Raw genomic sequence first — 15,752 nt, 5'->3', positions numbered from 1 at the left:
GGGGCGCGGGCTCACAACTTCACGGAGAGCGAAGACCGCAGCGGCGGCACCAGGTGCACCCGCGCCGACCCGATGTCGAAGTACAGGCCCACCAGCTCCAGCTTGCCCGCCCTGACCTGTTCGTCCACCTTCCGGTAGGTGCGCAGGTTCTCCAGCTGCTGCTGGACGTTCACCCGGCACAACACGTCGAGGGCCCCCTTGTGCAGCCGGTCGCCCTCGGTCTCGATGAACCTGGCCAGGCTGTGGTTCCCGTGCCGCAACCACCGCCGCAGCCCCGGCAGGCTGCCGGCCTGCACCCCGGCGCTGAGCACTCCGGCCATGGCCCCGCACCCCGAGTGCCCGCACACGGTGATCGTGTGCACGCCCAGCACCTGCGTGGCGTACTCGATCGCGGCCACCACCGAGTCGTCGTGCGGCTCGGAGCCGCGGCGCGGCACCAGATTGCCGATGTTGCGCACGGTGAACAGGTCGCCGGGACCGCTCGCGGTGATCAGGCTGGGCACGATCCTGGAGTCGGCGCACGTGATGAACAGGTGGGTCGGCTGCTGCTTGCGCGCGAGCTCGGTGAAGATGGGCCGGACCAGCGGCGCCGTGGTGCGGTGGAAGTCGCGCGCCCCTTCGGTGCAGGTCACCGGGGTGGAGCCGCCGTCGTCGGGGATGGCCCGGCGCTGCGGGCGCGTCCGCCGCTGCGCCCACGGCACCCACCGCCGGTCCGGCGACCTGCCGGGATACGCGCGGGCCCCGCCGGCCGCCAGCGTGTACCACTCGTCGTGCGGCTCGTCGAGGTCGACCGTGCCGCCCGCCTGCTCGTGGTCCAGCCGCCAGGAGTGGATGGCCTCGAAGGCCGCGTTGTCCATGAAGTCGATGGTGAGGTCGAGGTCGACCGGCGTGCCGGCGGGGATCGACCGCAGCTCGTGCGTGAGCCTGGGCACGCCGAGGAACGTCAGCGAGCCGCTGATCGTCACGTGCAGCCGGCCGTCCGGCTCCTCGCGCCTGCGCACGCTCACCCAGGTCAGCCGGCGCAGCGCCAGCAGCGCGGCCAGCGCCGCCCCGGCCAGCACCCCCTCGGCCAGGCCCAGCACGATCACGGTCGCCGCCGTCACCACGTAGACCGGCACCTCGCCGTGCCCGCGGCCCTTCCTGACGCGCGCCAGCCCCACCATCCGCACGCCGGTGAACACCAGCAGCGCCGCCAGCGCCTCCAGCGGGATCAACCGCACCGACCAGCCCAGGCCCACCGCGAAGGCCAGCACCCACACGCCGTGCAGGATCGCCGCCGACCGGGTGCGCCCGCCCGCCCGCACGTTCGCCTCTGTACGGACGACGCCGCCGGCGATCGGCAGGCCGCCCAGCGCCCCCGACACCATGTTGGCCACGCCCTGGCCGGTCAGCTCCTGGTCGAGGTCGGCGCGGCGGCCGGGGTGCGTCCCGTCGGCGGCGGACGCGCACAACAACGACTCGACGCTGCCCAGCAGCGCCACGAGCAGCACCGCGCCCACGATCGTGTGCCAGTCGGCGGACGGCAGCACGGGGAAGCCCCACCCGGAGAAGCTGCCCGCCAGGTCGACGTGGGTGACGTCCCAGCCGGCCAGCCAGGCGACGCCCGCCGTGGCCGGCAGCGCGACCAGCGGCGCGGGCACCACCCTGACCCGGGCCGGCAGCCGCGTCCAGGACGCCAGCACCGCGACCGTGAACAGGCCCAGCGCGACCTTGTGCCCGTGGAGGCCGGCGATCTGGCCGGGCAGTGCGGCGAGGTTGGCCAGGGCCGACAGCTGCGGCTGCCCGCCGAGGACCACGTGGAGCTGGGAGAGCGCGAGGATCACGCCGACCGCGGCCAGCAGGCCGCGCACCACCGCGGGGGAGACGGCCGGGACGATCCGGGCTACCTTCACCACGCCGAGCACCAGCTGGACGACCCCCGCCAGCAGCGTGATCATGCACGTGGCCCGCCAGCCGTGGATCCGCACCAGCTCCACGACCACCACGGACACCCCTGCCGCGGGCCCGCTCACCTGGACGGCCGACCCGCCCAGCGAGCCGGCCACGACCCCGCCCACGACGGCGGCGATGAGCCCGGCGGCCGGCGGGGCGCCCGAGGCCGCCGCGATGCCCAGGGAGAACGGGACTGCGACGAGGAAGACCACGAGCGAAGCGGGTAGATCATGCCGTAGCGTGCGCAACCAGCTACTGAGGGTATCGCCGATCATGTCGGAAACCCTAGTGGTGCGCCACCCCCGCTTTAGGGGGTCGTCGCGGGGGTTTTACTCATTCGGTAAGGGGCCGGAGATCACCGGTAGTAGTCGTTGTAGTCCTGCTCGGGGGCGCGGCGACGGCCGCTGCCCTTGTCGGCCTGGCCGGGAGCGGCCGCGCCCTGGGACTGCCCGCCGTACGTCGGCCAGTTGGCCGTGCCGGACGGCGGCTCGGGCCAGGCGGGGCCGGGCCCGGCGGCGGTGAAGTCGCCGGTCTCGTACGCGATGGAGGACGGCGCGGGCGGCACCGGCGGAGCCGACAGGACGTCGTCGTAGGCCGAGACCGCGCGGGCGGGGACGGTGGGCGTGCCGGTGGCCGGAGAGGGGCCCGTGATGGGTGAGCCGGAGTCGTCGGCCACGGCCCAGCCGGCGCGCACCTCGTACGAGGCCGGGAACGCGGCGGCCGGCGAGGCGGCGGCGGGCTGCTCCACGAAGGCGGGCCAGGAGCTCGCCGGGCCGCCGTAGGAGGCGGGGGAGGGGTCGTCGAGGATGTCGGGCGAGGCGGCGGGCCAGGAGCCGGAGGTGGCTGCGGCAGGCGCGCCCGTCCAGGTGGTCTCAAGAGCGTCGGCCGCGGTGTGCGCACCGTTGTTGGCGGCGGTGTTGGCGGCGGTGCCGGCGGCGTTGTTGTAGGCGGGGAACGGGTCGCTGGTCGGTGCGCCGTGGATCGGCGCGACGGGCGCGACCGGGAAGGACCCGCTGGAGGTGACGCCTGCGTAGGACCCGCCGCCGGCGACCGGGTGGGCGGGGAACGAGCCGCCCGCTGCCGGGACGGCCGGGTGGGCGCCGCTCGCGGGCAGGGGCTCGGGGCGGGAGGCCGGCACGACCGGCTGGGCACCGCCGCCGAGGAGGCTGAGCACGTCGGGCGTGGGCGCCGCGAAGGTCACCGTGCGCTGGTCGGCCATGTCGGAGGCGGAGGGGGTGGGCCGCTTGGCGGGCTCCACCAGGTCGGCGAGGTTGGCCGCGGCGGCGGCGGCGGGCTGGCGCTGGGGCAGCGGGGCCTGGACGGTCGCGGCGTTGGGGTCGGCCGCGGCGGCCACGGGCTTAGGCTTCGCGGGACGCTCACGGCGCTCGGCGGGTTGCTCACGCTCGACGGGACGGGCGGCGCCCTTCCTGGCCGCCACGGTGCCGCCGGCGCCGAAACCGCCCTCCTCGGCGTCGCTGCGGATGTTCGCCCAGAACTCCTCGTCCTCGTGGTCGGTGGTCGGGTTGCCCCACTCGTCGACGCCACGCCTGCCACGCTGGCCGGTGCGGACGGGCTTGGGCTTCACCTCGTCGATCGGGGAGAAGTCAGGGCTGAAATTGGCCATGCGCGGTTCGTGCGCGGCGAACTCGTCGGTGGACCGGGCGTGCGTCATCTCCTCCTTCTCGGCCATCTCCTTCAGCCGTTCCGGAGGGAGAGAGCTCTCCCGGCGGTTCATGGAACGCATGCCCAGTGCCACGACGACGAGCACGAGGAGCACGACAGCGACCAAGCTCACGACGACCGCGATCATTGCACCACCCTCAAAGCCATGGCCTCCCTGTGGCATCGGTGAGATCGCGCGGCCATCGACGCGATCTGCCCCCTTTGATCACCAATGCCTAACAATTGGATCTGATTCTGTCGGACCACTATGAGAGTTGTCACACCCTACGTAGAGAATTGGTCCATCCGGTCTACCTGCGGTGATCGATCTGTCACTGGATGTTCACCGCCGTCAGCCGGCCCCGGGCGATCGTGTGGTCGGCGATCTCCTTCAAGATCTCGGGGAGGCCGCCCTCCTTCGCCTCGACCTTGTCGTTCAGCGTGTAGACGGTGAACCGGTAGCTGCCCGGAGTGTTGCAGGGCGGTTCGTAGCCCGCCTTCCCACTGGTCACCGTGGCCTGGCCGGAGCCCTCGGGAGGACTCTCGGCGGCCCCCGGCCCCAGCTCGGTCGTGGTCGCCGGGATGTTGTAGAGCACCCAGTGCACGGCCGATTCGGAGGGAGTATGGGAATCGACCACGATCGCGATCGACTTCGCCTTAGGCAAGGGTTCGCTGGACCAGCGCAGCGGCGGGCTGCCCTGGCGGCCTCGGCAGGAGAACTCGCTCGGCAGCGGCATGCCGTCGCGCAACTCCGGGCTCGAGACGTTGATCTCCGCGATCTCCTTCGCCTGTGATCTTCCGATGCCCAGGGCGGCGCAACCGGACAGGGTGAGCGCGAAAGCCACCACTGTCACACTGACAGCGGCCCGCCTCACACGTGATGCCGTGTTACACAGCCCCATGCCGGATGATGCTACGCGGCTCTCGGCGGTGCGCAGACCGTTTCCCGATGGTCGGTCGTCGGTAAAGGAGCCGAAACCGGCCAGAATGCGGGGATCTCGGGGGTGAAGTTGGCCACAGGGACGCCGTCGGCGAAGGGCCGCGGGTGACGATGCGATGACCTTCCTGGCCTGCCCGTTCGGTGGGGCGCGCGACGCGGTCGCGGCGCGCGGGGTCAAAGGACAAAACGGGCATGGTTTCGGACGGCGCCCAGCACGCAAAATTCAGCTGCGCCGAACGAGGCAGATGTGCTCCGTGCGGAGGATGCGGCCGCCCAGGTCTCTGCGCCTTGTATGGGGGGCGACCGCCCGGGTCTCTGTGGGTTGTACGGGGCGGCGGCGGCCCGAGTCTCTGTGCGTTGCGCGGAGGTGTGGCTGCCCGGGTCTCTGCGTCTTGCGGGAGGGCGGCGGCCGCCGCGGCGGTGTGGCTTGCGGGCGGACGGCGGCTGCCACGCTTCGTGAGGGCGTTTCGCGCGTGGTGCGGTAACGCGCCGCCGGGCCTGGATGGCACGAACGTGGCGCCGCCGACGTGGCCCAGCTCGACAGCCTGCGGCCGGCCGCCACCGAGCATGCACCCGCCGCGCCTGGCCGGCCGTCCGACACGCCGCGCCGCCCGCCCGATCTTTACCTGCCGCCGCGTGGCATGCGGGTGCTGCACAATCCCGTCGCCCATCGCGTGTTGACCAGCCTTCGGCTCCGGACCTCGGAGGGTCGGCCGGCGGTGCCTGTGGGGATGACTTTCGTGGGCAGCCGTGCCGGGGATGGAAGAGATCTTGGGTGGCGGGGTCAGATCGTCTTTCGGGGCGTGCGCCCTAAGCTGGTTCTTGTGACGTCAAAAGGCCCACTGCGTGACCCCGCGCACCGCGTCTCGCCCAAGGCCCGCAGTCTGTGGTTGCTGCAGGCGGCGATCGGGTTCGTGCTCTTCGTGGGCGGTTCGGCCGTGGTGGCCGGGTGGGTGGGCGGCAGCGGGTGGCCGTGGGTTCCGTCCTGGTTCGCCGCCCGTTCGTGGTTGTTGCCGCTGGTGGTCGGGGTCGTGCTGACGCCGTTCCTGGCGGCGGAGCCGTTCATCCGGTACGCCGTCCACCGCTGGGAGTTGTCGGGCGACGTCGTCTACGCCAGGTCGGGGTTCCTGACCAGGGAGTGGGTGTTCGTGCCGGTGAGCCGCATCCAGACGGTCGACAAGGGCCAGGGGTGGATGGAACGGCTGCTCGGCCTGGCCACGCTGGAGATCCGCACCGCCTCGCACGCGGGCTCGTCCACGATCAAGGGCCTCGACTTCGAGGTGGCGGCCGGGCTCGCCGAACGGCTCGCCCACCGCGCCGAAGAGCTCAGGGACGACGCCACGTGACCCAGCCGCCACCACCACCTTCTCCGTCTCCTCCGCCACCCCCGCCCTCCGCGCCCAGGCGGCTGAGCCCCAAGGTGCTGCTCATCGACCCGGTACGCATGCTGCCCTCGCTGCTGCTGCCCCTGGTCGGCGTGCTGTTCGTGGGCGGCTTCTCGGCCAGGTCCTATGCGTGGGCGGCGTTCGGCGTCGTCGGAACCGTCGTGTTCGCGGTCATCCGCTGGGCCACCTTCACGTACGAGATCGTCGGCGACCGCCTGGAGACCAAACGGTCGCTCATCAGCCGCTCCATCCGCACCATCCCGCTGGAACGGGTGCGCGGCGTCGACGTGTCGACGCCGCCCATGCACCGGATTCTCGGGCTCGCCGTGCTCAAGGTCGACACGGGCGCGAGCGGCGACGACGAGGAGGCCGCGCTCGACGGCGTCACGCTGGGCGAGGCCGAACGCCTCAAGGCGGTGCTGTTGCGCCGTGCCGTCCAGGTCAGGGAGGCCGAGCATCTCCCCGGGCCAGGTCCCGCCCCCGTGGACCGGCCGATCATCGCCGTCCCGCGCCGGTGGCTCCTGTACGGGCCGTTGTCCGGGGCGTACCTGCTCACGCCGTTCGCGCTCGCCGGCGGCGCGGTGGGGCTGGCCTTCCAATGGGGCGACGACCTGGGCTTCGGCCAGGACGCCGCCTGGAGCGCGGGGGAGTGGCTGTGGGAGCACCCCTACCTGCTGCTCGTCGTGGCGTTGTTGCTGGTCGTCGCCATGCCGTTCGTGGGCGGCGTGATGTACGCGGTCTTCAACTGGGACTTCAGGCTCACCCGCCGCGACGGCTACCTCGTGGCCGAACGCGGGCTGATCAACCGGCGCAGCGTGTCGCTGGAGTCCCGGCGGGTGCGCGGTTACGAGATCGTCGACGGTCTGGCCGAACGCCTGGCCGGCGTCGTACGAGTCTGGGCGATCGTGACCGGGCTCGGCGACTCCGAGACGCGCGGGCAGCTCCTGCCCGACGTGCCGCGTCAGGTCGCCGTCGGCGTCACCGCCGACGCGGTGGGCCCCTTCCGCTCCACGCTGCGCGCCCATCCGCCCGTCGCCCGCAACCGCCGGCTGTTCCGGGCGGTCTTCCCGTGGCTCCTCCTGGCCACGCTGAGCGCCGCCGGGGCATGGGCCACAGGAATGATGCTCTGGTGGATCCTGGCCGTCCTGGCGTTGCTCCTGGCGGGCGCTGGGGTGTTCCTGGGCCTCGACCGGTACGCCTCCCTGGGACACGGCTACGACGGCGCCCGGCTGGTGGTCCGGTCGGGATCGTTGCGCCGCGCCGAGGCGGTGATCGAACGCCGGGCCGTGGTGGGCTGGCGGCTGCGCCAGACCTGGTTCCAGCGACGGGCCGGGGTGCTGACGCTGATCGCGGGGGTCGGGGCGGGCAAGGGCGGCTACGACGCGCTGGACGTCTCGGAGGCTCAGGGGGCCGCGTTCCCCGCCGAGGTGACGCCGGAGTGGCTGGCCCCGTTCATGCAGCCGCACACCGTCCCGCCACGGAACTGAACGCGCCCGCCGAACACCGCGGTACTTCCTCCTTGAACGACCGAGGCCGCCTTGAACGAGCGAGGCCGCGCCCTCCTGTCGGGGTGGGCGCGGCCTGTGGTCGCTTGATCGGGTGCGGGTCAGTCCTGGCGGCGGGCGCCGAACATGATCTCGTCCCACGTCGGCACGGAGGCTCGGCGGCCCCGCGAACCCTTGCGCGCCTGACGCGCGGCCGGGGCGGGCGGCGGAGAGGGCACCGGGACGTCGTCCTTGCCGGGGCCCTTGGCGTCGTCCTTGCCGGGACGCGCGGCCGGGACCGGCGGGGTGCCCTTGGGCGCGCCTGGGCCCGGCTTGGGCCTGGGCGCGGGCGCCTTCTTCTCGGCCACCTCGACCTTCTCGACCACCTCCTCGGAAGGCTCCGGCACGGCCACGTCCTCGGCAGCCACGTCCTCAGCAGCCACGTCCAGGGTGGACACGTCCTGGGTGGACACGTCCTGGGCGGCGGGCGTCGGTGCCGTCGCCGGGGGCTCCTGCTCGGCGTCCGGGGACTTCTCCGTGGCCTCCTCCGGAGCGGCCGAGGGCTCCTGGCCGGGCTCGTCGGCCGGGACGTCCTGCGAGGTGGCGGCTGAGGGCTCGTCGGCCGGGACGTCCTTGGTGGCAGACGTCTCGTCGGTGACCGGTGCGTCCGTCGTGGCCGTCTCGGTCGGGGCGGGCTCGGCCTGGGTTGTGGCGTCGGTCTCGGCGGGCGTGGGGGGTTCGGAGTCGTCCTCGGCGGCTGCCGGGGTCGCCGGGGCGCTCTCGGTGGTCGGCTGTGGTGCGGTGGCCTGGCCCTGCGCTGCGGTTGCCGCGTCCTCCGGCTCGGTGGATTCGGGCGTCTTGGGCGCGGGCTCCGCGGCGGTCGGCGCGTTTGGCGTCACGTCCGGGGCCGTCGCCTCGGTGGTGGCCACCGTGACGGGTTCGGTGGGTGCGGCGGAAGAAGCCTCCGCAGCGGCGTCCGAGACGTCCGGCGAGGGCGCGGTGGAGTTGTTTGCCTCGGGCGTGGTGGCCTGGGCACTGCCGGTGTCGGAGGTGGCGGCGGCGTCTTCGGGCGCGGGAGAACCCGTGGTGTCGGCCTCGGGCGTCGTGGAGAGCTGAGCGTCCCCGGCCGAGGCCTTCGGCTCGGCCGCCGTGGTGGCCGCGGTCTCCTGCTGCACGTCGGCCGGGGCGGAGGGCTCCGGCTGGACGGGCGTCGCGACCGCGGGTGTCGAGTCAGCGGGCTGCGCCGGGGCCGGGACGGAAACGTCAGGCTTGCCCGTGCGCTCGTCGGCGGACGTCGGCGAGGACGGCTGCTCCGACGGCCGCGTCACCAGCCTTTCAGGAGCGGCCGCCGAGGGCAGGACCTCAGGAACCGAGGACGCAGCGGCGACCTCGGAAGCGGCCACCGCCGCCTGCTGACCGACGGCCTCCGGAGCGGCGGCCGGCTGAGTGCCCGCCTCTGGAGCAGCAGGCGACTGGACGTCGGCCTCTGGAGCAGTGGGCGGCTGGGTGCCGGCCTCCGGAGCGGCGGGCGGCTGCGTACCCGGCGACGGGCTGACCGACGGTTGCCCATGCGGCGATGGGCTGGCCGGCGGCTGTGTGCCAGGTGCCGAGGCAGCAGGCGGCTGCGTGCGCAGATCCGAGGCAGCGGGTGGCTGCGTGCGGAAGTCCGGCGTGGCAGGCGGCTGCGTGCGGAGGTCCGAGGCAGCGGGAGGCTGGGAGGAGGTCGTCGGTTCGGCGGGTGAGGGGTGGGACGTGAGCGGGCGGGAGGGCGGGGTGGCGGGCGCGTAGATGGAGTCGTCGCGCTCGCCCGAGCGGCCGGAGCCGAAGTCGGGCAGCCACGGTGACGTGCCGCCGCGGCGGGAGGAGGCGTCCGTGGAGCGGCCGAAGCCGGTCTCGCGGCCCGCGGTCTCCCCGCGCTGGCCCTCAGCGCGATCCCCGCGATCCCCGCGCTGCCCCTCGGCGCGCGACGGTTCCGGGTGGAAGCCCTCACCCCGGAAGGGGGCGCGGGCGGTCTCGGGCAGGGACGACGAACTGTCCGACGCGCTCTCCCGCCCCGGGGACGGCCGATCGAACGACACGTCACGACCAGGCACGTCACGGCCGGGCACGTCACGGCCGGGCAGGTCGGGGCCGCGGCCGTAGCCGCCGGTGTCGGCGGGCCTGGGCGGCGGGGTGTAGCCGACGGCCGGCTCCTCCGGCTCGCGGCGCACGACCGAAGGGAACGGCAGCGGGTCGGAGGCGAGCGGCGGCACCGGCTGCAGCTTGGCCACCCGCGGCGCGAACGGCGTGACCGTGGTGTCCTCCACCACGGCGGGCTCGGGATCGAAGTCGGCCGACGACAGGCGCATGGCCTCGTCGTCGTGCGGGGAGACGTGGCGCTTGCGCGGGTCGAAGAGCCATTCGGCGTGGCGCGTGTGACCGTTCCAGACGTAGCCGAGCTTGACCCGCCACAGGCCGTCGTCGCGCTTGGCCGAATCCCAGTCGATCTCGTCGGTGGGCACGCCGCGCCTGGTCAGCCGCTCGGCCACCAGCTCGCCGAGGGTGGGACCGGGCGCGGTCTCCCCGGGCATGCGGACGGCGACGCGTTGCGCCTGCTGGGCGACGTACTCCCGCTCCTGCAGCACCGGGCCCTCGAACCAGCGGACTCGTTCGACCGGGATCCCGGCGGTCGCGGCGATCTCTTCCGCTGTCTCTCCGGCGCGGATGCGTGCCTGGATCTCCTTGGGGCGCAACGGGCTCTCCACTTCGATCTCGTACTGGCCGAGACGGGAGAAGTTGCCGCGGACGGCAGCACGGAGCCGGTCGTCCACGGGAAGGGTGAAGCGCGTACCTCGCCCGGCAGTAGCCAGCACGAGATAGGTGCCGTCCTCACTCACCGCGACGAGTCGGAGCTCCTGCATGCGAGTCCCTTCGTCAGCGTCGCCATTCTTCCCCCGGACCCTTGAGTCTCTCGCGTGTGCCGGTTGCCTGCCAGCACCGTACCCGGCATGTCCGAACATCGCCTTCCTGGGAAGCCCCGGGGGCGATGTGACGCCGGTCACATTTGTGGATTCCATTTCCTCTAATGCCCGCCGCTGTGCATGAGGAGGTTAGGGCTCCTCGACGGATTCTGGCGAATCGCGGCGCGTGCTGTTGTGCACTTCAGCGAACTCGCGACAAGGGAGGGACCGGCGTCGGGACGGCGTTCGAGCAGACGCGCCGCGGCGGCGGCGAGGTACGGGGCGCCCGCCGAGAACGCCTGCCCGCCGGAGGAAACCTGGCACCAGCCCGAGTCGGCCGCGCCCACGACGAACACCCCCGAGCGCACCAGCGACCGTACGGCGGCGCCGAGCGCGGGCGAGTCGGCCCCGTCGGCGGCGAGCGTGACGACGGACGGGCCGCGCGCGTGCCGCCGGATCCAGTCGAGCCCGGCCAGCACGTCGGCCAGCGAGCCCGACCCCGCGCAGCCGAGCACCCGCACCGAGGCGATCCTGGCCTCCGGCGCCCGCGAGGCGACGGCCCTGGCCACGCGCGTGCCGTGCCCGCCGCAGTCGCGCCCGGTGCCGCCGGTGGCGTCGAAGGCACGCCAGGCCCGGTCGCCGAACTCGGCCCGGGTGACGTCGACGCCGGTGTCCACGACGAACACGGTCGTCCCCGTGCCCGTCCCCGAGTCGGCGTCCGTGTCGGAGGCGGGGGCGGACGCGTCGCCGGGCATGGCGTGGATCTCGCGGTCGGGCTCGACGGCCAGGACCCGGGGATCGGATCTGAGCTCGGCCAGCTCACCGGCGGTGAGGAAGGTGGCGAAACCGGGCAGGGCCTCGGTGTAGTAACGCCGTACCCGCCATCTCACCTCCGCGACGAGATCCCGGGCGTCCGCGCGGCTGCGCGCGGTGACGATGTAGGGCCGGGTGGGCTCGGAGGCCGAGGGGCGCAGGGCGAGTCCGGAGGCGGGCGTCATGGCGAGTGGGACAGCGGTCGTCGCGGCCGTCGCCACGGCCGCGGCGAGGTAGACGGAGGGTAGGCCGAATCGTCGGGGCACGAGTTACGAGGATGCCTGTCACGCAGGTCACAGGAACAACGGGACACGCGCTCGCGTCTATTCACGAGGAAGCTCTTTACCGTACGCATGACCAGAGGGGACTGATCCGGGGGATGACCGGCGAGCAGCGGAAGTTCGAGCTGAGCGTGCCACAGATCCTCGGGAGCGCCCTCGCCGCCGTCACCGCCGCGGTGGCCGCCTCCTACCTCGGGGTGGCGGGCACCGTGATCGGCGCCGCCGTGGTCAGCGTCGCGAGCACGGTGGCCAGCGCCGTCTATACGCACTATCTCAAGCGCACCGGCGACCGGGTCAAGCAGCACACGCTGTCCGCGTGGCGCGAGGAGCAGGAGGAGGGGCAGGGCCTGCTCGCCGCCGCCGCCAACGCCACCCCGGCCGCGGGCGAGGTGACCGCCGCCAACGCCACCCCGGCCGCGGGCGAGGTGACCGCCGCGCACGCCATCCGGGCGCACGCCGTCCAGGGGGGTGGCGACCAGGCGGGCGGCGACCAGGGGCGTGACACGCTGGTCATGCCGGTCGCCGTCCCCGCCGGGCGCAGGGGGCTGCCGTGGCTGAAGATGGCGGTGGCGGCCGCGCTGGTGTTCGCGGTCAGCATGGGCGGCATCCTCGCCTTCCAGGCCCTCGACCACCGGACGCTGCACGAGCGCGTCACCGGCGGGCAGACGCCGGTGAAGGAGCGGCAGCGCGCCCCCGTCCAGGATCAGGGGCGCGACCGCCAGGACCACGACGACCGGCCGGCCGGCGTGACGCAGTCGCCGACCCCGACCCCCACCCCGACGCCCACGGACACGCCGCGCACCCCGCCGCCGTCGGAGACCGGCGAGCCGAGGCCGACCAGCACGCCGACGCCCACGCCCACGGACACGGTCGAGCCCGTCCCCGAGACGCCCGGGCCCGGCGAGGAGGAGCAGGAGCGTCCCGACCCGGGCGAGCAGCAGTCCAGCGCGCCCCCGGCCACCACGCAGCCGGACGAGCCGCCCGCGCAGCAGCAGGGCCGCTAGCCGAGCACCACGTCGAGATAGTCGTTGGTGAACACCCGACGCGGGTCCAGCCGGTCGCGCAGCGCGACGAAATCGTCGAAGCGGGGGTAGACCTTGCGCAGGTACGCGGCGTCGCGGGTGTGCATCTTGCCCCAGTGCGGCCGGCCGTCCAGCCGGTTCATGATCTCCTCGACGCCCTCGAAGTAGGCGGGGTTGGGCGTGGGCCGGTAGATGTGGCAGGCGACGTAGGCCGAGTCCCGGCCGTACGCGGTGGACAGCCAGGCGTCGCTGGGCGGCGTGACGCGGACCTCGACCGGGAAGGTGATCTTCCAGTCCATCCTGTCGATCAGGTCGCGGGTCTCGCGCAGCGCCTGGGCCAGGAACTGGCGCGGCACGGCGTACTCCATCTCCAGGAACCGCACGTCGCGGCGGGCCGTGAACACCTTGTACGAGGTGTCCACCGCCTCCGAGTCGCCGAGCGCCGCCGCGCTGATCGCGTTGATCCGCGGGATCAGCGCCGGACGCCGGCCGCCGACCGCGCAGGCGGCGCCGAAGACGGTGTTCTCCAGGAACACGTTGTCCAGCCAGTGCTTGAACGGGCTCGGCGGCCTGGCCGGGCCCGGGTCCCTGTTGTTGGTCTTGACCAGGCAGGCGTCGGTGTGCGGCAGCCAGAAGAAGTCGAGGTGCTCGTTGGCCGAGGTCAGCGAGTCGAGCGAGGCGAGGATGTCGGTGAGCGTCATCCTGCGCCGCCGGTTGCGCAGCAGGAACGCGGGCTCCACCCGGAACGTCACGGCCGTCAGCACGCCCAGCGCCCCGAGGCCGACCCGGGCCGCGTCGAACAGGTCCTCGCCGGGCACGGCCGTGACGACCGAGCCGTCGGCGAGCACCAGCTCCAGCTCGGCGACCTGGTCGGCCAGGCCGCCGCTGTCGCGGCCGGTGCCGTGGGTGCCGGTCTGGATCGCGCCGGCGACAGTCTGCTCGGTGATGTCGCCCATGTTGGCCAGGGCCAGCCCGCGCTGGTCGAGCAGCTCGTTCAGCACCTTGAGCGGCGTGCCGGCCAGCACCGTGACGCGGTCCTCGCCGGCGGACCTGATGCCGCTCAGCCCCTCGGGGCGCAGCATGATCCCGTCGGTGAGGGCCACCCCGGTGAAGGAGTGGCCCGTGCCGACCATGCGCAGGCGGCGCCCGGCGGCCGAGGCGTCCCGCACGGCCTGGACGACGTCCGCCACGCTCGCGGGGGTGCGCACCTCGGCAGGGGCGCCCGTCTGATTCCCGGCCCAGTTAGTGAAGACCATGAGGCGCCCCTCCGAGCGTCGTTCCGATTAAACGTGAACGATACTCACTTCTCCCAGCCTTCGGGAACCGGGAAAACCTGACCGGGCTGCAGGTTCTGCTGCTTGATCACGTCGGAGACCGTGACCAGCTGGTATCCCTTGGCCTGCAACGACTTGACGATCGCGGGCATGGCGTCCACGGTCTGCTTGACCCAGTCGTGCATGAGGATGATGCCGTCGCGCTCGGCCACCTCGAGGGTCTTCTTCTTGATGGCCTCGACGTTCTTGCTGTCCCAGTCGTGCGAGCCGGCCGTCCAGAGGATCATCGGCATGCCGAACTCGGTCGCGACGTCCGACACCTGGACGTCGGCCAGCCCGTACGGCGGGCGCAGCAGCTTGGGCTCGACGCCCGCCGCCTTCTTGACCGCGTCCTGGGTCTTCTTGATCTCGGTCCTGATGGCCCCGGCGTCGATCTTGGTGAAGTCGGGGTGCCTGTAGCTGTGGTTGCCCACCTCGTGGCCCTCGGCGACCATGCGCTTGACGAAGGCCGGGCGGCTGTTCACGTACTGGCCCTCCAGGAAGAACGTCGCCTTGGCGCCGTACTTCTTGAGGGTGTCGAGCAGGGTTCCCGCGTACTGGCCGGGCCCGTCGTCGAAGGTCAGCGCGATGCACTTGACCTGCTGGCAATCGACCTCGGCCTTCTTCGGCGTCTGGGCGAACGCGGGCGCGGGAGCCAGAGTGACGCAAACTGCCGCGATAGCTAGAAGTGAAGTGATTTGTCGGGACATAGCAAAGCTTCCGGTGTGATTGGTGTTGCGAGGGATAACTCCCGACCGTAGCGGATCAGGTCTGCAGGGGTGAAGGCGCGTCCGGAAGTCTCAGCAAACCCGAACCTCCGACGCCCACGACCGCCGCCAGGAGCGCCGCGCCCACCGCGAAGCCGAACGCGCTGGACGCGCCGAAGGCGTCGGTGAGCTGCCCGCCCGCCCACGCGCCGATCGCCACGCCGAACCCGATCGAGGTGGAGATCCAGGCCATGCCCTCGGTGAGCAGGGACGGCGGGACCAGCCGCTCGGTGAGCGAGAACCCGGTGATGAGCGTGGGGGAGATGGCCAGACCGGCGACGAACGCCACGGCGGCCATGACCCAGGGGTCGTCCACGAGCAGGATCGGCAGCAGGCCCACCACGAACACGCCCAGCGCGCGGATGAACCGGGCGCGCAGCGAGATCCGCCACTCCCGCGAGCCGAACCACAACCCCGACACCATCGACCCGCCCGCGAACGCCGCCAGCAGGAATCCCGAGGCGCCCTTCACGCCGTGCTCCTCGGCGAAGGCGACCATGATCAGGTCCACCGAGCCGAACACCGCGCCGAGCCCGAGGTAGACGCACGCCAGCAGGGCGATGCCGGGGATCAGGATGGGCGTGCCGCCGCCCGTCCTGACCGGCTGCACGGGCGGCTGCGTACGCCGCTGCGCCGCCAGGGCCAGGCAGCCGCCGAGCATGCACACCAGCGCCACCACCAGCCCCGCGTACGGGTTGATCGCGGTGGCCAGCACCGTGACGAGCGCGGGCCCGGTGACGAAGACGACCTCGTCGGCCACGGACTCGAAGGCGAAGGCGGTGTGCAGCGTCCCGGTGCCGCCGTGGATCGTGGACCAGCGGGCCCGCACCATCGACCCGATGGACAGCGAGGACGCGCCGATCAGCAGGCCGGAGACGTACAGGGTCCACTCGGGCAGGCCGAGCGCGGCGCTGAGCATCAGCGCGGCCATCGCCAGCGCGTTGACCACGGAGAAGGGGGCGATCACCCGGTTCTGTCCGAACCTGTCCACCAGCCGCCCCGACAGCGGCGCCGCGATCGCGAAGGCCACGTTGGTGGTGGCGCCGACCGCGCCGGCGGTGGCGAAGGACCCGGTGACGGTGGAGATCAGCAGCACGACGCCGATGCCGAGCATGGACATCGGCATCCGGCCGACGAACCCGGCCAGCACGAATCCTTTGACGCCGGGCCCTTTGAACAACCCCCGGTAAGGCCCGACCACGCTGTTTCCCCCT

The 15,752-nt window shown here is 72.8% G+C and carries 11 protein-coding genes; 3 read left to right on the top strand and 8 right to left on the bottom strand.

The window, feature by feature from the left end:
• Positions 1 to 11: 11 nt before the first annotated feature.
• The 3 genes from ACFYYW_RS38705 to ACFYYW_RS38695 all read right to left on the bottom strand — a co-directional run bounded on the left by ACFYYW_RS38705 (position 12) and on the right by ACFYYW_RS38695 (position 4,439).
• Positions 12 to 2,207: a SulP family inorganic anion transporter gene (locus tag ACFYYW_RS38705; protein ID WP_387656826.1), complete on the bottom strand. Its 2,196-nt coding sequence runs from the start codon at positions 2,205 to 2,207 to the stop codon at positions 12 to 14.
• 80 nt (positions 2,208 to 2,287) lie between these two features.
• Positions 2,288 to 3,727: a hypothetical protein gene (locus ACFYYW_RS38700; RefSeq protein WP_387656823.1), complete on the bottom strand. Its 1,440-nt coding sequence runs from the start codon at positions 3,725 to 3,727 to the stop codon at positions 2,288 to 2,290.
• A gap of 199 nt (positions 3,728 to 3,926) precedes the next feature.
• On the bottom strand, positions 3,927 to 4,439 hold the full coding sequence (locus tag ACFYYW_RS38695) for a YbhB/YbcL family Raf kinase inhibitor-like protein (protein WP_352324255.1): 513 nt from the start codon (positions 4,437 to 4,439) through the stop codon (positions 3,927 to 3,929).
• A gap of 919 nt (positions 4,440 to 5,358) precedes the next feature.
• Between ACFYYW_RS38695 and ACFYYW_RS38690 the strand changes: the two genes are divergently transcribed.
• The gene (locus ACFYYW_RS38690) at positions 5,359 to 5,880 is read left to right on the top strand and encodes a PH domain-containing protein (RefSeq protein ID WP_352324254.1); all 522 of its coding nucleotides are present in this window, start codon (positions 5,359 to 5,361) and stop codon (positions 5,878 to 5,880) included.
• Positions 5,881 to 5,954: 74 nt separating this feature from the next.
• Positions 5,955 to 7,406 (top strand): PH domain-containing protein, encoded by a 1,452-nt coding sequence (locus tag ACFYYW_RS38685; RefSeq protein WP_352324253.1) that lies wholly within the window; start codon positions 5,955 to 5,957, stop codon positions 7,404 to 7,406.
• A 119-nt stretch (positions 7,407 to 7,525) separates the two neighbouring features.
• On the opposite strand, the gene sepH is transcribed toward ACFYYW_RS38685, so the two are convergent.
• Together sepH and ACFYYW_RS38675 are read right to left on the bottom strand one after the other, a co-directional pair.
• Positions 7,526 to 10,303: a septation protein SepH gene (sepH, locus tag ACFYYW_RS38680; protein ID WP_387656818.1), complete on the bottom strand. Its 2,778-nt coding sequence runs from the start codon at positions 10,301 to 10,303 to the stop codon at positions 7,526 to 7,528.
• A gap of 161 nt (positions 10,304 to 10,464) precedes the next feature.
• On the bottom strand, positions 10,465 to 11,421 hold the full coding sequence (locus ACFYYW_RS38675) for a S8 family serine peptidase (RefSeq protein WP_387656815.1): 957 nt from the start codon (positions 11,419 to 11,421) through the stop codon (positions 10,465 to 10,467).
• Between the two features lie 113 nt (positions 11,422 to 11,534).
• Between ACFYYW_RS38675 and ACFYYW_RS38670 the strand changes: the two genes are divergently transcribed.
• Positions 11,535 to 12,440: a hypothetical protein gene (locus tag ACFYYW_RS38670; protein WP_387656813.1), complete on the top strand. Its 906-nt coding sequence runs from the start codon at positions 11,535 to 11,537 to the stop codon at positions 12,438 to 12,440.
• On the opposite strand, the gene ACFYYW_RS38665 is transcribed toward ACFYYW_RS38670, so the two are convergent.
• The 3 genes from ACFYYW_RS38665 to ACFYYW_RS38655 are packed head-to-tail and all read right to left on the bottom strand — an operon-like array spanning position 12,437 to position 15,688.
• A complete protein-coding gene (locus ACFYYW_RS38665; RefSeq protein ID WP_387656810.1) occupies positions 12,437 to 13,714 on the bottom strand; it encodes a D-arabinono-1,4-lactone oxidase in 1,278 nt (425 codons plus the stop codon). The two genes, ACFYYW_RS38670 and ACFYYW_RS38665, sit on opposite strands and share 4 nt — an antisense overlap.
• A gap of 44 nt (positions 13,715 to 13,758) precedes the next feature.
• Positions 13,759 to 14,481 (bottom strand): polysaccharide deacetylase family protein, encoded by a 723-nt coding sequence (locus tag ACFYYW_RS38660; protein ID WP_352324248.1) that lies wholly within the window; start codon positions 14,479 to 14,481, stop codon positions 13,759 to 13,761.
• 55 nt (positions 14,482 to 14,536) lie between these two features.
• Entirely contained in the window at positions 14,537 to 15,688 is a 1,152-nt protein-coding gene (locus ACFYYW_RS38655; RefSeq protein ID WP_387656807.1) for an MFS transporter, read from the bottom strand.
• Between the last annotated feature and the right edge of the window lie 64 nt (positions 15,689 to 15,752).

The organism is Nonomuraea sp. NPDC001831, from assembly GCF_042892035.1.
In the GTDB taxonomy this organism is placed as follows: domain Bacteria; phylum Actinomycetota; class Actinomycetes; order Streptosporangiales; family Streptosporangiaceae; genus Nonomuraea.
Note: the sequence above shows the minus strand (reverse complement) of the source record. Positions and strands in the feature narration are given on the sequence as shown.

Excerpts from the sequence above, each read along its gene's own strand:
- ACFYYW_RS38705 (WP_387656826.1), bottom strand. The coding sequence starts at position 2,207 with ATGATCGGCGATACCCTCAGTAGCTGGTTGCGCACGCTACGGCATGAT.
- ACFYYW_RS38665 (WP_387656810.1), bottom strand. The coding sequence starts at position 13,714 with ATGGTCTTCACTAACTGGGCCGGGAATCAGACGGGCGCCCCTGCCGAG.
- ACFYYW_RS38670 (WP_387656813.1), top strand. The coding sequence starts at position 11,535 with ATGACCGGCGAGCAGCGGAAGTTCGAGCTGAGCGTGCCACAGATCCTC.
- sepH (WP_387656818.1), bottom strand. The coding sequence starts at position 10,303 with ATGCAGGAGCTCCGACTCGTCGCGGTGAGTGAGGACGGCACCTATCTC.
- ACFYYW_RS38660 (WP_352324248.1), bottom strand. The coding sequence starts at position 14,481 with ATGTCCCGACAAATCACTTCACTTCTAGCTATCGCGGCAGTTTGCGTC.